24 protein-coding genes are annotated in these 24,899 nt (G+C 53.2%); 9 read left to right on the top strand and 15 right to left on the bottom strand.

Going from position 1 to position 24,899, the window contains the following annotated elements:
- Positions 1-174 precede the first annotated feature (174 nt).
- Positions 175-819 carry a response regulator gene (locus AABA21_RS14425; protein ID WP_338251200.1) on the top strand — a complete coding sequence of 215 codons (645 nt, stop codon included), beginning with the start codon at positions 175-177 and terminating at the stop codon, positions 817-819.
- Between the two features lie 11 nt (positions 820-830).
- The gene (locus tag AABA21_RS14420; RefSeq protein WP_338251198.1) at positions 831-1,889 is read left to right on the top strand and encodes a sensor histidine kinase; all 1,059 of its coding nucleotides are present in this window, start codon (positions 831-833) and stop codon (positions 1,887-1,889) included.
- A 15-nt stretch (positions 1,890-1,904) separates the two neighbouring features.
- Here the strand turns inward: AABA21_RS14420 and pdxR are convergent, their stop codons facing one another.
- Complete coding sequence (pdxR, locus tag AABA21_RS14415) at positions 1,905-3,407, bottom strand: MocR-like pyridoxine biosynthesis transcription factor PdxR (protein ID WP_338251196.1); 1,503 nt, start codon at positions 3,405-3,407, stop codon at positions 1,905-1,907.
- A gap of 168 nt (positions 3,408-3,575) precedes the next feature.
- On the opposite strand from pdxR, the gene AABA21_RS14410 reads away from it, so the two are divergent.
- Entirely contained in the window at positions 3,576-4,580 is a 1,005-nt protein-coding gene (locus tag AABA21_RS14410) for an SIS domain-containing protein (RefSeq protein WP_338251194.1), read from the top strand.
- Positions 4,581-4,730: 150 nt separating this feature from the next.
- Here AABA21_RS14410 and AABA21_RS14405 read toward each other — a convergent pair whose 3' ends face one another.
- Positions 4,731-5,651, bottom strand: a complete 921-nt coding sequence (locus AABA21_RS14405) for a DMT family transporter (RefSeq protein ID WP_338251192.1) — start codon at positions 5,649-5,651, stop codon at positions 4,731-4,733.
- Positions 5,652-6,022: 371 nt separating this feature from the next.
- On the opposite strand from AABA21_RS14405, the gene AABA21_RS14400 reads away from it, so the two are divergent.
- From AABA21_RS14400 to AABA21_RS14385, 4 genes are all read left to right on the top strand, one after another.
- Positions 6,023-7,396, top strand: a complete 1,374-nt coding sequence (locus AABA21_RS14400; protein ID WP_420917190.1) for a cystathionine beta-synthase — start codon at positions 6,023-6,025, stop codon at positions 7,394-7,396.
- A gap of 326 nt (positions 7,397-7,722) precedes the next feature.
- Positions 7,723-8,142: an archease gene (locus AABA21_RS14395; RefSeq protein WP_338251188.1), complete on the top strand. Its 420-nt coding sequence runs from the start codon at positions 7,723-7,725 to the stop codon at positions 8,140-8,142.
- A 239-nt stretch (positions 8,143-8,381) separates the two neighbouring features.
- On the top strand, positions 8,382-8,522 hold the full coding sequence (locus tag AABA21_RS14390; RefSeq protein WP_338251186.1) for a hypothetical protein: 141 nt from the start codon (positions 8,382-8,384) through the stop codon (positions 8,520-8,522).
- 19 nt (positions 8,523-8,541) lie between these two features.
- Complete coding sequence (locus AABA21_RS14385; protein ID WP_338251184.1) at positions 8,542-9,996, top strand: RtcB family protein; 1,455 nt, start codon at positions 8,542-8,544, stop codon at positions 9,994-9,996.
- A gap of 121 nt (positions 9,997-10,117) precedes the next feature.
- On the opposite strand, the gene AABA21_RS14380 is transcribed toward AABA21_RS14385, so the two are convergent.
- From AABA21_RS14380 to AABA21_RS14365, 4 genes are all read right to left on the bottom strand, one after another.
- A complete protein-coding gene (locus tag AABA21_RS14380; RefSeq protein WP_338251182.1) occupies positions 10,118-11,017 on the bottom strand; it encodes a carbohydrate ABC transporter permease in 900 nt (299 codons plus the stop codon).
- 32 nt (positions 11,018-11,049) lie between these two features.
- Positions 11,050-12,093 (bottom strand): carbohydrate ABC transporter permease, encoded by a 1,044-nt coding sequence (locus tag AABA21_RS14375; RefSeq protein WP_338251180.1) that lies wholly within the window; start codon positions 12,091-12,093, stop codon positions 11,050-11,052.
- A gap of 139 nt (positions 12,094-12,232) precedes the next feature.
- Entirely contained in the window at positions 12,233-13,762 is a 1,530-nt protein-coding gene (locus AABA21_RS14370) for an ABC transporter substrate-binding protein (protein ID WP_338251178.1), read from the bottom strand.
- 128 nt (positions 13,763-13,890) lie between these two features.
- Complete coding sequence (locus AABA21_RS14365; RefSeq protein WP_338251176.1) at positions 13,891-14,994, bottom strand: LacI family DNA-binding transcriptional regulator; 1,104 nt, start codon at positions 14,992-14,994, stop codon at positions 13,891-13,893.
- A gap of 309 nt (positions 14,995-15,303) precedes the next feature.
- On the opposite strand from AABA21_RS14365, the gene AABA21_RS14360 reads away from it, so the two are divergent.
- The gene (locus AABA21_RS14360) at positions 15,304-15,960 is read left to right on the top strand and encodes a thiaminase II/PqqC family protein (RefSeq protein WP_338251174.1); all 657 of its coding nucleotides are present in this window, start codon (positions 15,304-15,306) and stop codon (positions 15,958-15,960) included.
- A gap of 82 nt (positions 15,961-16,042) precedes the next feature.
- Here AABA21_RS14360 and AABA21_RS14355 read toward each other — a convergent pair whose 3' ends face one another.
- Both AABA21_RS14355 and AABA21_RS14350 read right to left on the bottom strand, forming a co-directional pair.
- Positions 16,043-16,438 (bottom strand): DUF3147 family protein, encoded by a 396-nt coding sequence (locus AABA21_RS14355; RefSeq protein ID WP_338251172.1) that lies wholly within the window; start codon positions 16,436-16,438, stop codon positions 16,043-16,045.
- Positions 16,439-16,555: 117 nt separating this feature from the next.
- Positions 16,556-16,906 carry a DUF3147 family protein gene (locus AABA21_RS14350; protein ID WP_338251170.1) on the bottom strand — a complete coding sequence of 117 codons (351 nt, stop codon included), beginning with the start codon at positions 16,904-16,906 and terminating at the stop codon, positions 16,556-16,558.
- A 178-nt stretch (positions 16,907-17,084) separates the two neighbouring features.
- Here AABA21_RS14350 and AABA21_RS14345 point away from each other — a divergent pair, with 178 nt between their 5' ends.
- Positions 17,085-17,777, top strand: a complete 693-nt coding sequence (locus AABA21_RS14345) for a DUF6766 family protein (RefSeq protein ID WP_338251167.1) — start codon at positions 17,085-17,087, stop codon at positions 17,775-17,777.
- Positions 17,778-17,837: 60 nt separating this feature from the next.
- Here the strand turns inward: AABA21_RS14345 and AABA21_RS14340 are convergent, their stop codons facing one another.
- The 7 genes from AABA21_RS14340 to AABA21_RS14310 form a co-directional block, all read right to left on the bottom strand.
- The gene (locus AABA21_RS14340) at positions 17,838-18,461 is read right to left on the bottom strand and encodes a D-sedoheptulose-7-phosphate isomerase (protein ID WP_338251165.1); all 624 of its coding nucleotides are present in this window, start codon (positions 18,459-18,461) and stop codon (positions 17,838-17,840) included.
- A gap of 86 nt (positions 18,462-18,547) precedes the next feature.
- Positions 18,548-19,297, bottom strand: a complete 750-nt coding sequence (locus tag AABA21_RS14335) for an SDR family oxidoreductase (RefSeq protein WP_338251163.1) — start codon at positions 19,295-19,297, stop codon at positions 18,548-18,550.
- Positions 19,298-19,299: 2 nt separating this feature from the next.
- The gene (locus AABA21_RS14330) at positions 19,300-20,607 is read right to left on the bottom strand and encodes a glycosyltransferase (protein WP_338251161.1); all 1,308 of its coding nucleotides are present in this window, start codon (positions 20,605-20,607) and stop codon (positions 19,300-19,302) included.
- A gap of 35 nt (positions 20,608-20,642) precedes the next feature.
- Entirely contained in the window at positions 20,643-21,605 is a 963-nt protein-coding gene (locus AABA21_RS14325) for a glycosyltransferase (RefSeq protein WP_338251159.1), read from the bottom strand.
- 1 nt (position 21,606) lies between these two features.
- On the bottom strand, positions 21,607-22,716 hold the full coding sequence (locus tag AABA21_RS14320) for a glycosyltransferase family 9 protein (RefSeq protein ID WP_338251158.1): 1,110 nt from the start codon (positions 22,714-22,716) through the stop codon (positions 21,607-21,609).
- The gene (locus AABA21_RS14315; RefSeq protein WP_338251157.1) at positions 22,709-23,758 is read right to left on the bottom strand and encodes a glycosyltransferase family 9 protein; all 1,050 of its coding nucleotides are present in this window, start codon (positions 23,756-23,758) and stop codon (positions 22,709-22,711) included. Before AABA21_RS14315 ends, AABA21_RS14320 begins: the two co-directional genes overlap by 8 nt.
- On the bottom strand, positions 23,758-24,894 hold the full coding sequence (locus AABA21_RS14310) for a glycosyltransferase family 9 protein (RefSeq protein WP_338251155.1): 1,137 nt from the start codon (positions 24,892-24,894) through the stop codon (positions 23,758-23,760). The genes AABA21_RS14315 and AABA21_RS14310 overlap by 1 nt, the downstream gene beginning before the upstream one ends.
- Between the last annotated feature and the right edge of the window lie 5 nt (positions 24,895-24,899).

The following is a 24,899-nucleotide window of genomic DNA, read 5'->3' as shown; positions in this document are numbered from 1 at the left end:
GAGGAAGACGGCCCATCCAGATAGATCGCCTGGACCTGCTTTTTGGATAGCATAGGCTGAGAAAGGTCTGGATACATCGTCCATCGGAATATACTTTGCATACTCCTTTAGGTGTATGGTTGAAGTAATACCTGCTATTTTGCGCGTGAACATAGCATCCAGGGAGAGTTCTTGATGACAATCCGCGTGCTGATTGCCGACGATCACAGTGTTGTACGAGAGGGATTACGCATGTTTTTGAGCCGTGACCCGGAGATCATGATTGTAGGGGAGGCGGCCGACGGTGAGGAGGTGGTACGGATGGCCGGGTATATCCATCCCGACGTTGTATTGATGGATGTACTGATGCCAGGCATGGATGGAATCGCCGCCACATCAGAGCTACGCAAACTCTATCCCGACACCGAAGTGATTGCCCTTACCAGTGTCCTGGAACGTACAACTGTAGTAGACGTCATTAAGGCGGGTGCGATTGGTTATCTACTCAAAGATACACAGGCCCTTGAATTGCGTAAGGCCATTAAGGCTGCCGCTGCTGGACAGATCCAGATCTCGCCCCAGGCATCGGCGACCCTGGTGCAGCATATTCAGTCGCCAACTCCAACCGCAGCATTAACCGAAAGGGAAACAGAGGTACTACGCCTGCTGGCGCAAGGAGCTTCAAACAAAGAGATCGCCCAGCATCTGGACATAGCCGAAGTCACGACCAAGGTTCACGTGCGGCATATCCTGGCCAAGCTAGGTGTACAGAGCCGTACCCAGGCTGTATTGTGTGCTGTCAATCTCGGGCTTGTATCGCTGGATTCTACCAGGAAATAAGGGAATGTTGTATGCTCAAACAGGTTGTACCGCGCCGGAAGCATAGAGTACATCTCCATATTCAATGGAGACGTTATGCCCTTGATAGCGCGCTTGCCTTTATCTGCATCGCTGCGATCAGCGCGCTCATTGTCCCGACCAGCCTCTATCATACGATACCCACCATTTCACTGCTGTATCTGTTAATAGTTTTGGTACTGGCTGGTAAGCGCGGTCTCTATGCGGCCAGCCTGGCAACGGCCCTTTCCCTGCTGACACTAGACTTCTTCTTTTTTGCACCCTCCTATAATCTTGCTATTGTGCAACTAGCAGACATCATCACGTTGATTGTATTTATGCTGGCTGCAATCCTGACCAGTAAACTGGCCGCAGCGTTGCGATTGCGCGCCGAGGAGGCGCAGCAACGCGAAAGCGAACTGCGGCATCTTTATGAAAAGGCTCAGGAACTTGCTTCATTACAGGAGCGCCAGCGCCTGTCGCGCGAACTTCACGACTCTGTCTCGCAGGTTCTCTATGGAATCAGCCTTGGCGCTCATACAGCCCAGGAAGAGCTGGATAGTGATCCAGAGCAGGCACGGTCCTCCCTCGATTATGTGATTGGACTGACTGAGGCCGCACTGGCCGAGATGCGCGCCCTTATCTTTGAACTGCGTCCCGAATCGCTGGAGACAGAAGGGCTGGTGGCTGCGATCTCCAGGCAAGTCGCTGTTCTGCATAGTCGCCATCATCTACAGGTCGATTTTTGCTCTACTGTAGAGCCCGATCTTGCGCTTGAAGACAAGCAGAATCTGTACAGGGTCGCCCAGGAGGCTCTGCACAATATCGTCAAACATGCCCGGGCCACGCGGGTTACCATCGTGCTGGAGCAAGAGAGTGATCAGGTTCTCTTGCAGATCCACGATGATGGCAAGGGCTTTAATCCCAACCAGAACTTTCCAGGACACCTGGGAGTGCTTTCTATGCGGGAACGCGTCAATAAAATGGCGGGTAGACTGCATATTGATAGCGATCATGAACAAGGAACCACCATTAACGTACGCTTGCCCTCTATGCAAAGGATCTGTATATGACAATCGCAGTGTGCTTTAGCGCAGAACGCGAGCGAGTCTATGGATGCCCTGATAGATCTCTTGCTGGCTGTAGGCGGCGTAGCCGAGCAGGAGGGCGTTTAGCGGGGGATGCTGGATGTAGTATTTTGAGATAGGCGTAACGGAAACTCCACTGCCCGCAGCTTGCTGCGCTACCGTCGTATCTTGAAGATAGGATGGCAGGTGGGCGAGCAGATTCATGCCGGCCGAGGCTGCCTTGACGGATAGTATATCCCCCAGTTCTTTTAAAATGGCCTCAAGCAGGATGGCCTGGCGCTCCTCATAGAGGGAGCGCATGCGGCGCAGATGGCGAGCAAAATGTTCCTGTGCCATGAAATCGGTCAGCACCATCTGATCGAGCATGTGAGCGTGGCGATCGGCGGCGGCACGAGCCGCCCTGAAGGCATCGATGAGTTCAGGTGGCGAGACCAGATAGCCAAGACGCAGAGCCGGAAAGAGAACCTTGCTAAATGTCCCGATGTAAATGACGCGGCCCGCCTGGTCGAGTCCCTGCAACGACGCCAGCGGATGACCCGTGTAGCGATATTCACTATCATAATCATCTTCGAGAATCCAGCTCGTGCTCTGCGAGGCCCAGCGCAACAAGGCCAGGCGGCGCGATAGACTCATTACCGCGCCGACAGGAAATTGGTGCGAAGGGGTCACATAGGCCATACGTGCCCGGGGGCTGCTGACAATTCCCTGTGCCACGTTCAGTCCCTCATCATCAACGGGGACCGATACCAGTCGCGCCCCTCCACTGAGCAGAGCGCCCCTGGCTCCCATATAGCACGGATCTTCAATCCATACCTCATCCCCAGGATCAATCAAAAGCTGTACCGCTAGATGCAGGGCTTGCTGCGAGCCAGCCATAATGACGATCTGCTCTTCAGTGCAGTGGACTCCACGAGCCGCCTGTAGATACCTGGCAATCTCCTGTCGCAATGGACGATAGCCGGCGGGATTGCTATAGCCAAAGCAGGCGGGCTCGATATGCTTCCATCTGCGGGTTGCTAGCTGTGACCAGAGCTTAAATGGAAATTCGTGCAACGCAGGTATACCATGACGAAATGCCTGGTGCTGTATTATCTGATCCCATTTCTGAACTGGAGCCACGGCCGAGGCCGCGATCATCTTTCCACGCTGCGAAAGTGGGCTCGATGGAGGGGATACTGTTTCTACCTCATCTTTATGCGCCTGTCCGGCTGGTAAGCGAAGCAATTCATCAGGCAACACCTGTGCCACATACGTACCACTACCTGCTTTGCCGTAGATATATCCCTCGGCCAGCAATTGATCAAAGGCCTGTATCACCGTCGTACGCGAGATACCCAGCGTCTGAGCCAGTGTGCGTGTCGATGGCAACTTTGTTCCCGCTGATAAGGTTCCTTGTAGTATTGCCTGTCGCATCGCCTCATACAATTGTCGATAGAGCGCAACCCCGGATGCTGGATCAAGCATTGGTGAGAGTAACGAAGCTCTTAATGTATTATTGTCCATCAATTTACGTCCCAATTTTATGATAGGCCTTGAAGTGGTATGGTTATTATAAGAGAAACTGGCTCTATTCACAAGTCCACTTTTGCCCTATTATAAGTCCACCTGCATTTGCATGTGGTGGTATTTTTTAACGTGAATCATTCTAGTAGGAGAAGGAGCAAGTATTGCATGGAATTTGCGCTTGATAAACAGATTATCTCTCAGCCTGATGCGATTCGTTCATTGATGGAATGTATCAGTGTGCCCGCTCTTGATAGTGAGCGACCATTTATCTTTTCTGGCATCGGCACCTCTTTGCACGCCTGCCGTGTGGCGGCATACTGGTTGTATGAACTCAGTGCCGGGCGCATTCGCGCCAGCGTTCTCAACGCCCATGAACTGGCTCTTTCAGCGTCTATCTCAAGGCAGGACCAGGTAATCGTCGTCAGCCATCGTGGTACCAAGCGTTTCCCACGCCAGGCGCTGACACGCGCACGCGAGGTGGGCGCGCTGACGATCGCCATCACCAGCATCGACGCACCCGCTCAGGATGCTGACTATACCATCCACACCTGTCCTGGAGAGCTAGCGGGGACGCATACCGTTTCATATACAACCGCCCTGACAGCGCTGGCGTACCTGGTTGCCAGTGTCACAGGTGAGGCGGGACGCCACTTCCTCTCAACCATCCAGGGTGTTCCCGATGCGATAGAGCGTACACTGGAGCAGCCAGCCCCAAGAGCCATTGCTGAAAAACTGGTGGGTCGAGAACCGATCCTGCTGGCGGGAATGGGTATAGACGCCATTACAGCGGCCGAAGCAGCCCTCAAAATCAAAGAGGGAACCTACCTGTGGGCCGAGGGTTTTGAAACGGAGAATGCTCTGCACGGACCCCCGGCGGCCATCCGCTCAGGTATGGGTGCGGTTGTGATTATGCCGGACCGGGAAGATGGCGGACGCAGCCATCTGCTGCTTGGCAGTTTGAAGGAGTTAGGCGCGGAAGCCTATAGCTGTGGAACTGAGCAAGCCGACCTGCGCTTTAGCGCCGTTGAACGCCTGGCGCGTCCCCTGGTAGCTATCGTTCCCTTGCAGCGCTTAACCGCCGAGATTGCCCGCATCAAGCACAGCAATCCAGACGAGATTCATCGCGATGTAGAACCCTGGGCCACTGTAATGGGGAATATCATATTATAAGGCTGAGATTTCCTGTTCTGTTTTATAGCCCCATACGTCCTGGCAGCGCCGATCGTAAGGGCATATGGGGCTATGGTTATATCCGCTTAGATTTGTGGAATATAGTTTGTGGTTGGGCAGTATTTATATACGCTGGATGATACGCTACCTTTATGGATGTTCCGGAGCTGTACGCCAGGGCCATTTGACCTCGGTAAGCAAGGTACCACTAAGGATGAGGAAGCAGCCGAGGAGGGCACGTGGTCCAAGCGTAGTGCCATGCCAGAGGTAGTCAGCCAGGGCCGCAAAGACCGGTTCGGTCGCGAAGATCAAGGCGACTCTGCTCGGGGTTGTATATTGTTGAATGTGGGTTTGTGCCAGGAATGCCAGTGCGGTCGCGAAGACAGAGGTCACGACCAGCGCTACAATTACCGGGGGGTGTAGCAGGACGGAGTGCTGAAAAATTGTTTGCCAGGGTTCAAAGATAAGGGCCGCCACCGTGCTGAGTACAGCTACAGTTGCCAGTTGAATCAGCGTCAGCATAGGAGCCGGGGCGAGCCCCGAGAACTTTCCTGTATAAACAACCTGTAATCCGAAGGCGATGGCACACAAAAACGCCAGCAGGTCTCCAGGATTGATGGTACTGATATTGACAAAGGCCAATAAATAAAGCCCGATGGTTGCAACTCCCACGCCAACCAGTGTCAGGAGTGGAGGGCGCGAACGTAAGATGAGCCACGCCAGCAGTGGAACCAGGGCCACCGACAAGCCTGTTAAGAAGCCTGATTTGCCAGAGGTTGTATAGAGCAAACTGAAGGTCTGCAGGCTATAGCCGAGAAAGAGAAAAAAGCCCAGCACGCCTCCACTGATCAGAATGCGCCAGCGTGAAATCGTCACCGGTGTCGCGGACTCGCGTGTTTTTCTGGCCAGAAATGGAAGCAGAAACAGGGCAGCCCAGCTAAAGCGTATAGCCACAAACGAAAACGGAGGAAGCGTCGCGATTGCATCCTGCACCAGCACAAACGTCAGGCCCCAGATAGCAGCAATGAGCAACAGCGAACCATCAGAAAGCCATCTTGTTTTTTGCACCATAGATTATCCTTTTGAGAAGAAACATAGCCGCAGATCGATATCGATAAGAATGCAGATGTTATCATAGAAGAAATGAAGCCCTCTGACAAGCATTGATTTGGATTCTTATAGCCGTAAAATCGATCAGAGACGAAGGAGCGCCCATGTGCTATACTATGGGCTAGATTATACACTCATATAGATTAGACCTGATGGGCAGATACGATATTTCTCAGGCAGAGAGATTGAGAGCGTCCTTGGCACTGGAGCCTGTCGAAGGACCGCACTGGACCAGGGCGTCTGGTTTGTGCGGTTCGTTTTGTGCTCATCAGGAATTAACCTCAAAGAGGCAAAGATACGTGAAAGAAACAACAGAACCTGCGATGGGAGAGATGCATTACTTCCCAACGGTACTCGACACAATCGGGAATACTCCCCTCGTACGCCTCAATCGGATTGCCAGCGACGTTGCACCGCTCGTCCTTGTCAAAATGGAGATGATGAATCCGGGCGGCAGTGTAAAGGATCGCATTGGTCCCAATCTGATAGAGTACTGCGAACAACAGGGTTTATTACGACCCGGTGGTACGATCGTTGAGCCAACAAGTGGTAATACAGGGCATGGCCTGGCAATCGCGGCCGCGATTAAAGGCTACCATTGTATTTTTGTCATGACGGACAAGGCGAGTGAAGAGAAGCGTAGTTTGTTGCGCGCCTATGGAGCGGAGGTGGTGATCTGTCCGAGTAGTGCAACCCACGAATCGCCCGATTACTACAAAAACGTCGCGCACCGACTCGCCGAAGAGATTCCAGGCGCCTGTTGTCCTGATCAATATTCCAATCCGGCCAATCCCGGTACTCACTATGAGTCGACTGGACCCGAGATCTGGCGCGATACGGCGGGCAAGGTGACTGCGTTTGTCGCAGGTATCGGTACCGGCGGCACGATTTCTGGCACGGGTCGCTATTTAAAAGAGGTCAATCCCAATATCAAGATCATTGGCGCCGATCCAGCGGGATCGGTCTATTCAGGTGATACTCCCAAGCCTTACAAGGTTGAGGGTATTGGTATGGATATGTTCCCGCGCAACTACGATCCTACACTGGTAGACGAGGTGATCCGAGTCGATGATCGCACCTCGTTCCACTGGGCGCAGCGCCTGGCACGCGAAGAGGGTATCCTGACCGGCGGTTCCGCTGGAACGGCTCTGGCCGCCGGCATGGCTTATGCCAAACGCCTGACCCCCAACGATGTAGTCGTGATCCTGCTACCTGACACCGGTCGCGGTTATCTCAGCAAACAGTTCAACGAGACCTGGATGCGCGAGAACGATCTGATGGTGCAGGCTGGAAGTGAGCAGCCCACATTATCCGACGTGTTGAGCTACCGCCGGACGCATAGCCGGAGCATGCCGCTTGTCGTCAGCGTCGCCCCCAACGACTCGGTTGCCGATGCCGTCGAACTGTTGCGCCGCTATGGTATTAGTCAGACACCCGTGATGCAGGATGGTCGCATGATCGGCAGCCTGACCGAAGATCTGCTGCTGCGTCGCCTGGCTAGCGGAGAGCCATTGGATAGCAGCGCGGTTGGTGAAATTCAAGGGGATGCTTTCCCGACCCTTGAGGCCAACACACCAACCAAAGACGCCTACCCGGTGTTTAGCGATTGCACATCAGCGGTCGCCGTTATGCATGGAGACGTGCTTGCAGGCATTGTCACCAAGAGCGATCTGCTCGAGTTCTGGGCTCACCAGATTCATCCCTAAGAAACGCTGAGCTTGATACAAGCCAGAGCGGCCGGTAGAGATAGCTAACATGCTACCCCTGCCGGTCGCTCTGGCTTTTTTTATAGTGAAAGGATGAGCAGTTTTAGCTATGATTTAACCAATTTTTACAGAAAAGGTTACGAGCGGCACAAATTGGTCCTTTGCTGTATTGACAAATAACAAATAATTGATTACTATGAAATGAAGATGTGAATACTTCATGAAAGGAAAAGGAGGGTACTTATGCCAGCATATCATTCTGGATATCGAAGCAGCACGTGTGGAAGACCGCGTAACGCGCGTAGTACCCTGGCAGCACGATAGTGATGCGAAAGCCTTATGAAGTATTCGAACACACCGCCGATATTGGCATACACGCCTTTGGGGATACCATTGAAGAGCTTTTTTGCCATGCCGCGCAAGGCATGGAAAGTTTGATGGTCGCGCCCGAACAGGTAGGTGTTATGACCAGTCGCCAGATCAGCGTTGAAGGGCACGATCCCGTCTCTCTTCTAATCGCCTGGCTCAACGAACTGATTTTTTTATTCGATACTGAATATCTTCTCTTTCGCCACTTCGAGATAGAGGCCATTACAGAGACGCAGGTGAAGGGCCGAGCCAGCGGAGAGCCCTATGATGCTCAGCGCCACGACTTGAGCAGCGCCATCAAAGCCGTAACCTGGCACGAAGCCTCCATTACTCATAGCGACGACGGCTACCGCGCCCGCATCATCTTTGATCTCTAAGATCAGGGCAGCTCTTTCACTTCTTTTTCATGCTGCCAGAGCGAGTCTTTTTTTATCGAGTCATGCATCCCAGAAGCATATTCCGTGTTGTGGCATGCTCGTCGCATCACGACTTCATCATGTCGCAAGGTAATCTTGCGCCCAAAAGCGGGATGCTCAAAATTTTATCTACCTGTGAAGTATTCATGTGCCTTTGCATAGATGAGTTATGTATAGATACCTGAAGAAAGGTGCGTCCTGTGAGTACACTTATTGTGCCGGTGGCCGTGATTGAAAAGATAACGCCACACAGTAATGCCGATGCATTAGAACTGGCTCAGGTCTTAGGCTGGCAGCTGGTGATCAAGAAGAACCAGTACCAGCGTATCTGTTCACCGTAAATAGAGAAGAGGAGAACACATGGGCGATAAAATCCCATTGGAACGCATCGATGACAACCGCTGGCGCATCCCCCGGCGCTATAATGACGCCATGAACGTACCGGGGATCGTCTATGCAGATAACGAACTGTTAGAAATGATCCTGAACGACAATGCCTTGCAGCAGGTGGCGAACGTAGCTACGCTACCTGGGATTGTCGGTCATTCGCTGGGCATGCCCGATATTCACTGGGGCTATGGGTTCCCGGTGGGAGGTGTGGCGGCCACCGATGCCGAGAGCGGCGTTGTCTCTCCCGGCGGCATCGGTTTCGACATCAACTGCGGCGTACGCCTGCTTGCCACTGATTTGCTGCGCGACCAGATCAAAGGCAGCGTTGACCGCCTTGCCGACGAGCTCTACCGCAATCTGCCATCTGGAGTGGGCGGAGACGGTATGCGCCTGCTCAACGAGGCGGAGATGCGCGAAGTGATGGTGCGAGGGGCTGAATGGGCCGTGGACGAGGGGTATGGGACCGCAGCCGACCTTGAGGTGACCGAGGAGAATGGGCGGCTGGCTGGAGCCAGGCCAGAAGCGGTAAGCCGCCAGGCTATCTTGCGTGGCATGAAACAACTGGGCAGCCTGGGATCTGGCAATCACTTCTGTGAAGTCCAGGTCGTGGACCACATCTACGATGAAAAGGCTGCTGAAGCGCTCGGACTGGCCCAGAAGGGCCAGGTCGTCGTTACGATCCATTGCGGCTCACGCGGATTCGGTCATCAAGTGGCGGAAGACTATATCAAGTTGGCAGAGTCCAAGCAGCAGCAATATGGATTTAATCTAGTTGATCGTCAGCTGGCGTGCCTGCCCTTACAGTCTGAAGAGGGTCAGGCGTATCTGGGAGCGATGGCCTGTGGCGCCAACTTTGCCTGGGCCAACCGCCAGTTGTTGATGCATGGGGTGCGCCAGGCCTTCGCCAGCGTCTTTGGCCGCAAGGCGCGTCCCAAAGACATGCCGATGGTCTACGATGTCTGTCACAACATTGCCAAGATGGAGGAGTATAAGATTGATGGCGAGATGAAGCGTGTCTGTGTCCACCGTAAAGGCGCGACTCGTGCCTTTCCAGCGGGGCATCCGGCGGTACCAGAGAAGTACCGCGCAGTCGGCCAGCCGGTGCTCATCCCTGGAGACATGGGACGCTACTCTTTCATGCTGGTCGGTGCGCCGGGATCGATGGAGCAGAGTTTTGGCTCCTGCTGCCATGGCGCGGGACGTCGTTTGAGCCGTACAGCCGCCAAAAAGGCCGTAGGGAGCAAGCAGTTGATCGAGATGCTGGAGAATAAAGGTGTGACTATCCGCGTCCATAGCAAGAACCTGCTGGCCGAAGAGGCGCCGCAGGCCTACAAGGATGCGCAGCAGGTCGTCAATGTTGTGCACAACGCGGGTCTGGCGCAACTGGTTGTGCGCCTCAAACCGATGATTGTAGTTAAAGGCTAACTCGTAAAAAAATTTAAGGGACGTTGGTTTAGAACAATCGGCACCATGCTATACCTCGAGGTATAGCATGGTGCCGATTGTTCTAAAGAGCAAGTAAGTAAGAGCGGTAGTGCTGCGTCTGCTACCCTTTTACTGCACCAGCAAAGGCGTTAATCACATGACGCTGCGTGAATACGAAGACCAGGATAGTAGGTACGAGAGAGATCATCGAGGCCGCGCAGAGCAATACCCAGTTTGTGGAAGTCTGAGCGATAAACGCGTATAGACCAACAGGGAGCGTGCGCAGGTCGGAATTGCCCAGCGTGAAGACCAGCGGGATCAGGAAGTTATTCCAGCTATTGATAAAGGTGAAGAGACCAAGGGTTGCCAGCATCGGACGAGTTAGCGGGAACATCACTCGCCAGAAGAGTTGATGGAAACTGGCACCATCCACGCGCGCCGCGTCCTCCAGTTCGCGATCCATCGTCGAGAAGTAGCCCATGAAGAGAAAGGTGCTGAAGACCATATTCCCCGCCGTCTCTACCACGATGACGGACCAGAGGGTATCGAGCAGGCCAAGGCGCTGAATCAAATCGAAAACCGGTACAATCGTGTAGCCGTGTGGCAGGAAAAGAGTGACCGCGATCAGTCCGATCAACAATTTTTTGCCGGGAAAACTGGTGCGGGCCAGCACGAATCCGGCCATCGAGGTGAAAGTCAGCGTAAAGACGACCGTCAGGACCGTAATCATGACCGTATTGAAGAAGTACTGACCAAACGTCGCCTGTGTCCAGGCATCGACATAATTCTGCCACAGAAACTCTTTGGGAATGAAACTCAGGCCCTCACTAAAGAAGCCCGCCTCGCTTTTGAGTGAACTGCCCAGCGCCCATAGAAAGGGATAGACCCAGAAGAAGCCGCAGATCAGGAGGATCGCGTGCAGTAGCAGCCGTCCCGTATTCTGCCTGTATCGGAGGTTGCGGCCTTGCCTCCGCCGCCTCTCTGTTTCGCGCGCTGCTGTTTGTGGGATTGAGGTTGCCATAATGATGATGTCCTTTCCATTCTAGCTAGCTGCTATGCTGCTCCGGTCTCAGTAGCGGAAGTAGCAGTTCTGGCATCGTTGCGGCGCACATATCGCCAGCCGAGGGCCTGGAAACCGGTCAGCACGATCAGGATCAGGCCGAAGAAGAACGAAGCGGCGGAGGCGAAACCGACGTTTGGCTGTACCACTCCTCCCCCGCCGGAACCGCCGACGCTGAAGCCGCCAAAAGCCTGCTGATAGATATAGGTGCTCACGACATTGGAGGCGAAGTATGGGCCGCCGCCGGTTAGCACCTGCACGAGGTCGAAGACGTTGAGGTTACCCAGAATGGCGAGGAAGACGATGATCATGCCCACACCGCGCAGCATCGGGATAGTGATTGAGAAAAACTGAGCGGTCCAACCGGCTCCATCGATGCGCGCGGCCTCGTAGAGCTCGATGGGAATCGTCTGTAATCCAGCCAGGAAATAGACCATATTGATGCCCAGGGTATTCCAGATTTGAATAGCAATAATGATCCACAGCACAAAACGGGGATCGGCCAGCCAATCAATATGCTGGTTGATAAGATGGAGATTCAAAAAGATGGTATTGAAGTTATCGCCAAAGTTGCTGATCATCAGATTCATAATCACGCCGATCACAGCCGGAGACATCACGACTGGCAGAAAGTAGACTGAGCGATAGAACGTAGAGAAGCGCAACTTGGTGCTATTCAGGATCAAGGCCAGGATCAGAGCCAGAAACAACTGAACAGGAACCACTACGGCGGTAAAGATGAATGTGTGGATGAAAGATTCCCAGAAAATGGGATCGGTCGTCACCTTTTTAAAATTGTCGAGGCCGACATATGCGGTCGGGTCGCCGATGCCATTCCACTGATAGAGCGTGTAGCCCAGAGAAGCGAAGATGGGATAGACAATGAAAGCCAGCAGCAGAATGATCATCGGCACAAGATAGATGTATGACCAGCGATTCCTATATATTTCCTGCCAGAGACTTTTCTTGTGAGGAGTCACGGTGGCATGCTTCTTCTCCATCTCTGGTTGAGTTGGTATTACTTCCTGAGCTCGCATGAGTTGAAAGTCCTCTCTTTTAATTACCCCGATGTGTAAGTTATTGCGCGTGTCTGCCACCTTACGCATGGTGACTGACGCAGCTAGCACTGCTAGCTGCGTTCAGTCGCCATACAAGGAAGCTGCGCGACTCGTTTGCCTATCCCTGGTTGGGTTTGGTGATGTAATTTTTGGTGATATCCCAGTCCGGGTACGTGTAGTCTTTAATGGAAACTTTAGCGCCACTGGTCTGAGCCTGTGAGATGGCTTTCTGGATCGCAGAGTTGGCACGGTTTTCAAGGTCGCTAAGTGCGGACTTTATGTCGTGCAGCTGACCGGTCCAGAGGCCAACTATCGCGTCGTTCAAATTGGGTGACAGGGAGTTGAAAATTACTTTCGAGGTATCGGGATTGCGCACGTTGGGATTAGGATAGGTAAGGTTCAATGGCGCGTAGGAGACATATTCGGCAAAGGGTTTGAATTTGATTTTCGAGGGATCGTTGAGATTCGCGAAGATCGAAAGATCTTCGTTATATGTCTGTACCCAGCGCTGTTCCGCCGCATCGCTATAGAGCCAGTTAAACCACTGCCAGGCCTCTTCAGGATGTTTCGTTTGACCGGAAATGGCGAACTCCTGACCTCCGGGTGTGTGATAGTAGAAGCCTTTGCGCGTTGTCGTCGGCCCAACCAGCGTGGTCAGGCTATAATTGGTGAATCCGTGCGTCGTCCATTCTGGCTGGTTCCAGACGCCGCCGACTATCATTCCGAATTTGCCACGCTCAAAGTAGGCACGTGCGGTCTCGTCGGTGATGCTCATAGAATTGGGATAGAAGTAGCCTTTCTGCTTCCATTCCAGGAACAGGCTGATGAAATCCTCCCAGTTGCGATCACTGGAGAACGTATATTTGCCCACGCGGTAATCGAAACCATCGTACCAGGTGCCTCCGGTGCCGCCAAACGCGCCTCCAGGTACGCCGGCGGCGCGTATGAAGAGATCGACCCAATTGGTGACAGAACCGCCACCGCCGGCGCCGAAGCCGAGACCATAATACTGCCCATTGCCTTTTTTCGTAATGATATCGGCAAACTTTGTCACATCGTCCCAGGTTTGCGGCACCTTGGGCGTGCCATCGCTATTAGTCAGACCAGCGGCTTTAAATACGTCCGTGTTCATATAAAGCATCTGGAAAACACCACTACCGGCAAGAGGCGCGGTGTAGGTCTTGCCGTCGAACATATTGTTGCCCTGGTAGAAGGTGCCGGTTGGGAAACGGTTCTTCCACTCCGCATTAATCCACTTATCAACTGGCAGCCACCAGCTCTTCTGCATCTGCACATTGTAGGGAGTCGCAGTGCCCGTAACCATAAATACATCTGGCTGCTTGGTGGCTTTAACAGCGAGATTGAATAGTTGGTCATAGGTAGTGGTGCTGTTGATGGTCCTTTTAACCTTAATATTGGGGTGAGCGGCCTCGAAGAGCTTGACCTCGTTATCGAGCCAGGGAGACTGGCTGACATAGTAGTCCCAGTGTTGGATTGTCACGGTGCTGCCGCTGCCGCCGGAGGAGGAGGGGCTACCGCAGGCACCCAGGCTGGAGCCCAGGGTTGCTGCACTGGCTACTGCGCCAGCTGTCTTCAAGAAAGTGCGGCGGCTAAACCGCGATGGAAGAATGATCGAAGGAACGTCCATGTTAATACATCCTCTGTTGCTTTAAATACTTGCGATACACTACCATATCGCAATCATCGACGATGATGTAGACAAACAAGAAAAGTACCAGTGACGTTGAATGTTCCACCTTACTGGCTGTTTCACCATCAGGTTTCACGCTGAATGCTGCGCGAGTAATGGCGCCCGGATCCACATGAATTGCGCACGGTCAGGGTAGGCGGAAGTTGGATGTGACAGGATGGCCAGGCACGCCCATCGGAACTTGCCTGCCAATCCGGGTCAGAAGGGACCGCAAATTCCAACCAGTTGCGCGAGGGCTTGAAGCACGGATCGAGCAGAGAGAGCAGCATTTCGACGGCACACTGACCGATTTCATAGAACGGCTGGCGCACCGTTGTGAGCTCGATGGAACTTTGATAAGGCGGGATGACATCGTCGAAGCCAACGATGGCGATGTCTTCGGGTACGCGCCAGCCCCGCTTCCCCAATTCCATAATCAGACTATAGGCCAGATAGTCATTGCCCACGACAATGGCGGTCGGTGGAGCGCTCATAGCCTGAATCTCTCGCAGGCATTTCACGGCACTACCATCGTCGTAAAGTGCCAATATGGGATCTGGCTCTATACCAGCTTCCCCTAAAGCCTGGCAATAACCATGATAACGATCATGGAAGCAGGGTAGATCAGGGCTGGGGAAGAGAAAGGAGATGCGCTCATGTCCCAGAGAGAGCAGATGGCGAGTTGCCAGGCGCGCCCCACCCACATTGTCCACACTTACCCAGGGGCTGTCTAGTCGGAGGGCCGTCAGGTTGATAATCACGACAGGCAGGCCACTGCGGGAGAGTGTGATCAAGTGCTGGGGTGAATGGGTATGAATCGAGGCCAGGAGACCGGCAGTGAGATTAGTTGTCAACACTCGGTCGACCACGCTGCGAAAATCTTTGTGACCAGCCGAGCTATAGAGAATAATCTCATAACCGTTTTCCTCGACCACGCCAGCGATGCCCCGTATGATTTCCGGCATAAATGACCACAGGGCCGGAAGAAGCATACCGATGAGCCGGCGATCTCCACGTGCCAGATGCATCGCTGTCCGATCCGGTACGAAGTCTTGTTCCTCAATCACGCGCTGTATACGCTCACGTGTGAAAGGATCGACATTGGCGCTGTTATTCAGCACGCGGGACACCGTCGACTTTGAGACGCCAGCCAGGCGCGCGATATCACGAATAGTCGGCTTCTTTGCCATACGCCCTTCCTGCAAACAAATCGAAAAAGACAGTTAGAATGCGGTTAAAGAGTTTGGTAACAATTTATGGAACCGGTCCCATAAAGTCATAGAATGCCAGTAAACGCTTACTCATATGTATATATGCCATGAAACCGGTCCCACAGTCAAGTGTTTTGAAGACGAAATTTCGTCTGATGGATGATTTATGGCAGTGTTTGGACGAAAAAAGATGAAGTTCTTTTTTATTGTATAGTATAAAGGCCTGGAGATGTTGATACTTCTGATCTTTCTGGCAATATGCATTAGAGAAGGACCAATGAATAGAGCATGAGTTTTGCGGATACTTTACTGACAGAAGACCTGGCAACACTGCGTCAGAAATTGCTATACCATCCGTTATGGACTGAAATTGAGCAGGGGACCCTGCCAATTGAGCGTTTACGGCTGTTCGCTTTACAGGATGCCCTGGTGGTGATGCAGATGTATCGCCTGGACGCGTTGGCTATCGCGGGTGAGGCCGATATCGATGCTCAGGTGCTGCTGCTCAAGAAGCTGATTCCGAAGGTTGGTGGGCACGAGGTTCTGATCCGCTTTGGTGAGGCGGTCGGGCTGCAACGCTCGGACTTTGAGCAGGTGGAACCTCTGGCTGGCTGCATGGCGCTGACAAACTATTTCTACTGGATGCTCGCCTATGGCTCACCCGGTGAACGACTGGCCGCTGTCAGTGCCAGCGAAGATATCTTTATCCAGATCTGTCTGCGCATCGCGCCGGCGCTGATCAAGCACTATGGCCTCACGGAGGTGCAGGTCGAATTTTTCTGGGGACATGAAAGTCTGGAAGAAAAGGTTGCCCCCATCGATCAGCAACTGCTGCAACGTTATAGTGAGCCCTCGGAGCGCATCAGAATCACGCGCGCGATCCGCCTCAGCCATGAATACGAGCTTATGTTTTACGATACCATCCTCAGCACGCCTCTATCATGAGTCACCGGTCCGAGCTGGATGGGGAATCGTTGTGGGATAATGTTGAGCCACCAAAGGTGAGCCGCTTCTGACGGCGCGGAGGTCAATGTTGTTGTTCTTTATTAGCTGCCTGCGAGGATGGCTGTTTCCGCACACGGAGCCAGTTGGATCGGTAGCTGAGCACATACAATCCAATGGCGCAAAGTAGCCAGACAACTAAAGAGAGCAAGAGAGATAGCGCGCCAGGAAGCTTTTGCAGGGTCAGGCTAAGCACAATCGCGGTCAGGACAAAGGCCAGGGCTCCGATAATCGCTCCCTTGGCGTCCTCTTCCGCCTTATGTTGTCCATTCTTGCGATTGATAATGGTCAGGCTGGCGAGAAGAATTGCGGGGAAGGCCATAAAGATGCCACCGATGCGGCCATTTGTGAGCTGTGCAATCAGGGCAGCAATAACAGAGATGGCACCGCCAAAGAAGAAGCGAATAATATAGTCTTTCATTCTGATTTGTTTAAGCTTTGATAGATCCAGGTGCCACAGTTCCATTGTTGAGCTATGCCTTTCTTCTACAGAAAATACATGTGTTCACCTACGAGCAGAAGCGTCTTCATTTTCCCGCTACCATTTCAGTAGTACACTCAATACTACAAAAGCACATAGAGAGCCCAGGCCCCAGATGAGCAATGACAGGAGTGATCCTTTCAACGTCGTATAGCGCTTTATAAGCGGCGTTGCCACTATGCAGTACAGGACCAGGCCAATGGCGCCAGCGATCGCACCTTCGGCAGATAGGGTTGCTTTATCCGCACCTTGCATAATCACGGTAACAACCAGCCCTGCCAGCAGGACTGAGGGCGCAGCAGAAAAGGTGCCGGCAAACTGTTTCGGCATGCAGACCTCGGAGATCAACGCGAACGCGCAAACAAGCAATCCTCCTATGATAAATTTTATGCAATATTGCAGAAACATCGTCCCTCCTATCCAAAAGGATTATTGTGTAGCGATAATTCTAGTACGACGCAGGTAAATAAGAGGATGCAGGAAAAGCCATGCTATAAGGGGCATTCAAGCCTGGCTGTATGGCACGATCGAGCAAGCACATTCGTGACAATGATAATGCTAGTTTTTAGGAGGAACGAAGAGGAGTATGTGGTCTTTTTTACGTAACCATAGCGTTTCATCTCTGTTGATTTCGTTGTGTGTGTTCTCTCTCATTGCACAGTGCATCACAGGTTATTTGAACTACAATGAGCAACAGCAACAACATCATCAGCCAACAACCACCTTTATAGAGTATGCTGATGGGAGCGACTATTGGGAGACCAACTTTGAAAATTTCGAAGGTGAATTTATCTCGCTGGCCGCATATGTTATGCTGACCAGCTTTGTGATTGAGAAAGGGGCTAAAGAGTCTCGCAAGCCAGGGCAGAGGCACATTCCATACAAAGAGGAAGAGCAGCAGGAGGAGCAGCGCAAATCCCGATCAGGGAAGGCCAGCAATCGCACCGAGCGTATGCATGAGCCGTGGCGATGGTTGTATGAGCACTCGCTCTTTCTCGCTTTTCTCTTGCTATTTATCATCTCTATTGCGGGCCATGCTCTGGTAGGAGTGCATTCCTATAACTCAACCGAACTAGAGCATGGCCAACCTGCAGTTTCGCTGTGGGGCTATGTAAGTAGTCCGTTTTTCTGGCTGCAATCGACACGCAACTGGCAGGCAGGCTTTCTCTCCACAGGATTACTGGCTGCCTTCTCTATCTTCTTGCGTGAACGCAACTCCCCCGTTTCCAAGGGCCTGGAGCAATCTAACGAAGAGACTGGAGAAGAAGAAAAGGGTTAATATATGGGTATATATTGTGCCCCGTTCTTATTGTTGATCAAAGGTAGCAACACCGATTGCTCATAGTGTGCCACTGGAAGATCGCTTGCCTAGCGAGGAAACGGGAGCCATGGTAGCAGACTCATCAAGGCGTTTGCGCAGTGCCACACACAGGCTGTGGGCAACGATGAGATGCAGATCCTCCACCTGCTCAATGGAATGGCCCGCAACCTGAATGCTTACATCCGCAAGCTTAACCAGATCTCCTCCAGGACACCCTGTAAGCGCAATAACCATCGCACCCTGTTGCTGCGCCTTGCAAGCAGCTTGCAAGATATTCGGTGATTGCCCGCTGGTACTAATGACGATGATAGCATCATCCTCGCGTATCAACGCAGCGATCTGCTCCGCAAAGATCCGAGTGTAGTGGGTATCATTGGCCCAGGCCGTCATCAATGCCACATTCTCATTGAGAGCCAGGGCGCGGATCGCTGGCATCCCCTCTCTTCTTGTCCCCTTGGTCAGATCACAGGCAAAATGGGAAGCGGTCGCCGCGCTTCCCCCATTACCCATTAAAAAGATGGTACTATCCCGTTGGTAGCAGGAGAAGAGGGCTTCGGCCACCTGATTAAGCTTATGTAGCTGTATGGTTTCACATGCATCAGTAAGTTCTTGCCAGTAGCGCTGAATATCAGCATACATCATTGAACCATCCTTTCCGTGAACAAAACATTTCTGATAGGTACAGGTGCTCGTGTAGCCAGTGATCACATCCCCCGCACCTGAAGCGCTCAGGGCCAACTTGTTTCGGTCATCGGCGTAATTAATACCTCCTGGACAGCAGATGTTGGAGGCACATGAGCCGCATGGACGATGGTTGCCGCCACAATAGCGGGGTCCTGCAGATGCTGAGGATCAGGCATCGGGATATCTTGTTGGGCGAACCGATCAAAGAAATGGGTATTCATGCCACCGGGAATAATCGTTGTGACACGAATACCATAGGGGCGCCCCTCAACACTTAAGCCCTGACCAAAGCCGATGACACCACGCTTAGAGGCATGATAGGCCGAGGCGTTTGCCCATGAACGCAATGCAGCTGTAGAAGCGATATTTACGACATGTCCACTGTGTTGTTGTTTAAAGAAAGGCCAGGCCGCCTTGGCCAGTAAAAATGGACCGCGAAGATTCACGTTAATGACCTGGTCCCACTGCTCGACGGACATCTCCTCGACCGAGAGTGTATGGTCGATGGCGGCGCAATTGACAAGGATATCAAGCCGGCCAAACCGGTCCACCACTGCTTGAATCGCCGACTGAACGCTTTCTGCGCTACTCACATCACAGGTAATGGCGAGGCTACGGGCTCCCTGTTGTTCAAGATCTGCACTGACATGTTCAATGGCAGATGGATTGAGATCGATGCAGGCGACGGAACATCCTTCGTCGGCAAAGGCCCGGGCGGTGGCTTCACCAAGTCCGCTGCCCGCGCCTGTCACGAGCACCACTTTTTCCGCTAATGAGTATGTCTGTTTTGGCATTATTAAAACTCCTTTTTCGAGTTCGTATTTATTGATTGTGAGGTCTGGGATACCTGCGTTTCGGACAGGACCTCATTGTACAGCTCACCTGTGCGCAACGCGGTGATAGGCCAGGAGAATAACTGTTCCACACGCTGGCGCGCAGCATGGCCCATCTGTATAGCTAGGGATGGCTGCTGAAAGAGCTGAAAGAGCTTGCGCGCCAGGGCCGCTGGCTCTTTGGGAGGAACATGAAAGCCAGTTATCCCATCAGCGATGGTATATGTAATGCCCCCGACCGCCGAGCCGATCACTGGTCGCCCACAGGCCATCCCTTCTAACGGTGTCAGCCCAAAAGGCTCATACCAGGGTGTGGTCACCACAACATTGCCAGCGCTATAGTAGTAACGCAACATCTCCTGTTGGCGTTTGCCGATGAAACGCAGAGCGTCGCCGATATGCAGATCATCAGCAATCTTCTGCAACACAGCAATCTCAGGAGTATGGGAGGGGGACGGAACGTCGGTCTCGCCGCCCACGATCAACAACTTGATACTGGGATACATATGCTGAGTATCGTGGCGCACGTGCTCCACCAATTGGGCAACGCCTCGCACCACGTTGCGCACATCTTTACGGGGAAGCAAGCGGCCGACATAGACGATAATGAAGTCGTCGCCATCAACACCGATCGTCTGCCTGGCTTGCTGGCGGTCAACCGGTGAAAAGATGGTGCTATTTACTGCGGAAGGAATGACGGCGACCTTATGCGCTGGTGTACCGTAGTCCTCAATGAGCTCGCGTTGCTCTTCCGGACATTGCGCGATAATGCGATCAACGCCATTGATAACATACTGCTCGATTTCAAGCCGCTCCGCCGGGCTGCTATCTAGCGCTCCTTGATTGCGCTGTTTGGTTTTTCCCATCGCGTGAAAGATGTGAGCGACCGGCAGAGCCAGGCGACGTTTTAGCTCGACCGCAACCCAGCCGGACATCCAGAAATTGCTATGGATGAGCTCATACTGGCACCGCTCACGCGTGAGAAAAGCCAGAATACCCATCATGAATTCGTGCATGAATGGCCAGATACTATCTTTAGGGCAGACCGCTGTGGGGCCTGCCTGTATAGAAATGACTCGTATGCCTGGCAGCCAGTTAACGATTTCAGGACCGTCAGGTGTATCACGCCTGGTAAAGACGTCAATCTGATAGCCGCGCTGTGCTAATTGCTGACACAACTCACTGATATAGACATTTTGTCCGCCGGCATCTGCTCCTCCACGAGCAGCCAGGGGATTGGCATGTTCACTTAAAAATGCAATTCTACGCATTGACTAATTTAAATCCTTTCCATCGCTATGCGGGATCAGGTTGACAGGGCTGAAGTCCTGGTTACGCGTGCAAAGGCCTCATTCCAATCCCGAATGAAGCGATCAAGGCCGAAACGTTCGAGTGCCACCTGGTGGGCATATTCACCCATCTGCCGAGCCAACGATGGATTATCCAGCAGGTGGCGCATCTGCTTCATCAACATATCTATGTCGCAGGAGATATACCCATTTTTGCCGTTTTCGATAACTGTAGGTAGTTCTGTTGTGGCCAGCGCGACTACCGGCATGCCAATGGTCATCGCCTCAATGACGGCCAAAGGCAGGCTCGTATAGCGTATTGGACTGAAGAGGAAGCGATAGTGTCCAATACGCCGATGGAGGTCGCGATAAGGAATATCGCCCAGTCCACCGAACTCTTCGGTCTGCATCCCGGCAATGTCAAGTGGAATAGATTGGCGTGTCTGGAGAAAGAGATCATAGCCAGCGATACGTGGCCGTTTCTGTATCCCATTGACAATGGTGATGCCTTTATCATAGTCACCGCTATAGTGAGCTTCTGGATCGATGGCTACACTATGTTCAATAACCATGGTCGGGGCCTGGCCATTATCCCACATCAAACGATTATAGTGCGTCACATGAACCAGCAAAACGGACGGATCATTGATGGGATGGGATGTATCAGAGGCATGTGGTCGCGGCGTATTATGCTCCAGATAAATTTTTGGTAATTCACGCTGTGCAGGGCTGAGAATCTCATATTGATCGGTAAAGTAATTTTTGGGTGTCTGGAAGATAACCAGATCCAGTGGAAGGTTCGCCACCTGATCGGCGGCAACTTCATGTACATAGCCTGGCAGATCGAAGGTGGGACCGCGTCCCCCATATCCCTCTGGTCGACCTTCTTTTACCGGTAGATACCAGTTATGCTCAATACGTGCCAGGGTATTGAGATAGCTGCCATGAATGTGCCAGATCAAAATGTTTAAGCGTTTCATATTAGTTCCTCTTCAACAACTCTACGTTCTGTCTCTGATTGTCTTGTGGTGGATCGTTTGTAGAACGTGAGCGCGGTAACATGGCCTGTGCTGTACGCAGTACCAGAGATGGGCTCAACCAGCGCAGGCAGCGATGGTCGATCGGACACTCGAAAAAGCTGCAAGGGCTACAGGCAACCGGCCGACGCAGCGCAACCCGTACTGGATCATCCAATGGTGCCCAGCGTGGGTAGTCTGCTGGTCCAAACAGGGTGATAGCCGGACAGCGAACCGCACTCGCCAGATGTGCCGGCCCTGTGTCATTGCTGAGAAAGAGGTGAAGATGTTTGAGCACGGCCGCCAAGCCACCCAGCGAGGTTTTTCCGGCCAGGTTATGTACCGGTGTCTTCATGTACGAGATCACCTCTTGAATGAGCGATTGATCTGATGGAGAGCCTGTAACAATGATGTGCGCCTGATAGCGTTCGGCCAGGGTATCGGCTACAAAGGCAAAGTAAGAGGCAGGCCAGCGTCGCGAGGGGGGACGTGCCCCTGGATGAATTCCAATGCAGAGACGACCAGTGTCCAGAATGGGAGCCAGCAGTGTTTCCGCCTCCTGCCAGTCTTGTGCTGACAGGGGAAACGTCAGGCTGGTGTCAGAAACGTCACAGCCGAGCAAAGCGGCCAGGCCCAGGTTGCGCTGAATCTCCGGCACCGTTTCTGGATAAGGCGCGGCCACAGTTAAATCACGAGGCGGCCCGTCCTCTTCCACGTAGTAACCCACCGTTATGCGGGCCCCGAAGGCGGCAACGAAGGGATTACTCGTTTTTCCGCTGCCATGCATCTGGATCAGCATGTCGTACTTGTAGGCGCGCTGCTGCTCAATGAAGGCCTGTGTCCTGGCAGGATCAACAGGTAGCTCACGAATACCGGGATAGCCAGGAAATTGCACAAAGCGATCGAGATAGCAAGAAAACTGTCTGCTAAACGCCTCCGCCCAGGGGAGTCCGATCAAACTGATCTCTGCCTGTGGAAAGCGGTGGCGTATAGCACGCAACGCCGGAACCGTCACCAACAGGTCACCTAATTGCAGTGCACGAAAAATGCCAATAGAACGAATCGTTTTATCCAAGTATCGCCTCCCCCTCTGCGACAACCTCTTCTGGTGGAATATCCAGGCATGGTTGACCAATCGGACAGGTAAACAGATGGCAGGGATGGCATGGGGTCGGCCGACGCAAGAGGCGGGCGCGGGTGCTACGGGGGCGCCACTGATCCTCCAGATCTGTTCCCGCAAACAGGGCCACGACCGGCGTATTGAGCGCATCCGCCATATGGATCGGCAATGAATTATTGCAGATCACCAGGGCCGCTTTTTCCACCAGGGCAGCATAGCCGCCCAACGACGTCTGGCCCACAAGGTAGTGCGCGCCAGGAGCGCTCTGCTGCATCTCTTTTAGCAGATCTTCTTCACGAGCATTGCCCGTGACCAGCACAGGCCAGCCACGCTCGACCAGCATATTGGCCACACTGGCAAATTTCTGGATGGGGTAGCGACGCGCGTGGGCGCTTGCTCCCGGATGAACGATGATATAGGGTGTAGCAGATTGAATATCCAGGGAACGCAGAATATCAGCGGCCTGAGCATGATCCTCTTCCGTGAGAAAGACCACCAGGCGACGATCGTGAACCATGAGGCCAACGTGCTCGATCAGGCGCAGATTGCGTTCAACCTGATGCAATTCAGTTGGTGTGTCCCGTAGTTCCGTCGAGAGCGTCTTGCCGCCGAACTCTTTGGAATCGCCCACACGCAGCGGGATGCCTGCCAGGTAGCAGACATAGCCGGGGGTATGTGGATCCTGGCTGAACGATGTAAAGATAAAGGCGGCATCAAAGTGGCGCTCTCGCAAGAGCTGAATCAACTGCTGTTCCCGTTCAGGTTCAAAGGGCACAGAATCACCAATGTCCTGCCACATAGCGCGCCAGGTAATCGTATCATCGACCCATGGTAACAGCGTGGCCGCTGTTGTACCAGCCGGGCTGGCCAGCAGCGTAAGGCGTGCCTGTGGCGAGTTCTCTTTGATCGCCCGCAAGGCAGGGCCTAGCATAAGAAGATCGCCCATATTATCCATGCGAACCGCCAGGATGTTTTTTGCCGCCAACCACTCGTTCATCACTGCACCTCCCTGATAGAAAGCCTGTCTTTACCCACATCCCCTGAGAGAGTGGAAGGCGAGCTATCCAATAATGACCGTGCGGCGTCTACGACCATCTGTGGCGAAACCAGGCGCAAGCACTCATGTTGATAGGGGCAGATACGCTGATAGCACAGGCGGCAAGAGACTTCGTGATAGAGCTGCTGATGTGGCACATGCCATGGTCCCCACTGTTCTGGTGGATTGGTCAGCGCGAAGAGGGCGACCACCGGCGTCTTCACCGCCGCCGAAACATGCATCGGCCCGGTATTATTCGTGATCGCAAGGTCTGCATGCTGAATCAAAGCACAGAATTCTGGAAAAGGTAGAACGCCTATTAGTGCATGGACCGAAGCACGCTGTGTGGCCGGAACATGATTAAGGACCTTCTCAACGAGCGGGCGCTCATCCTGCATACCGGTCACGATGACGGATGAGTGAAGCTGACGGACCAGCAGTGAAATGACCTCAGCATACATCTCCCAGGGATAGGTGCGCGCGGGCATACTGCAGCCGGGATGGACAACGATGAGAGGATGCGCCGGATCGGGCTCAAACGCTGCGATTCGCTGCAGGAGACTCTCCCTCGCCGTGGATGGTACCTGAAGCACCATATCATTCTCATCACTTGTCATATCCAGGGCACGGACCAGGTCCAATCCACGTTCGACCTCATGCATCATCTGCTCGGGATGTTTATGGCGCGTAGTGAGCAATGAACCCGGCCCATCAATCGAGGCGGCTGCTCGCAGCGGGATATCCGCGAGATAGCAGAGGTAAGCGGATGGTAGCGCGCTCTGGCGAAACGACGTAAAAATAATCGCGCCGTCAAAGTGACGTTCACGCAGCAGGGAGATCATCTGCTGCTCGTACTGGCTATCCTGAGGGCGTTTGCGCCAGGGGTCCATCCAGGGGGCCTGATAAACGATCACATCGTCGAGGTCGGGATCGACCTCTTGAATCTGAGCCCCCACCGGACTGGCCAGCAGCGTCAGCCGGGCTTGCGGGACCGATGTTTTGACAGCATGAAATGCTGGTGTTGTCAACAAAACATCGCCAAGGTTATCCAGTCGTATAAGCAAGATATTTTTACAGGCTGACCACGGTGATGACACGATCT

Source organism: Dictyobacter halimunensis (assembly GCF_036245075.1).
Note: the sequence above shows the minus strand (reverse complement) of the source record. Positions and strands in the feature narration are given on the sequence as shown.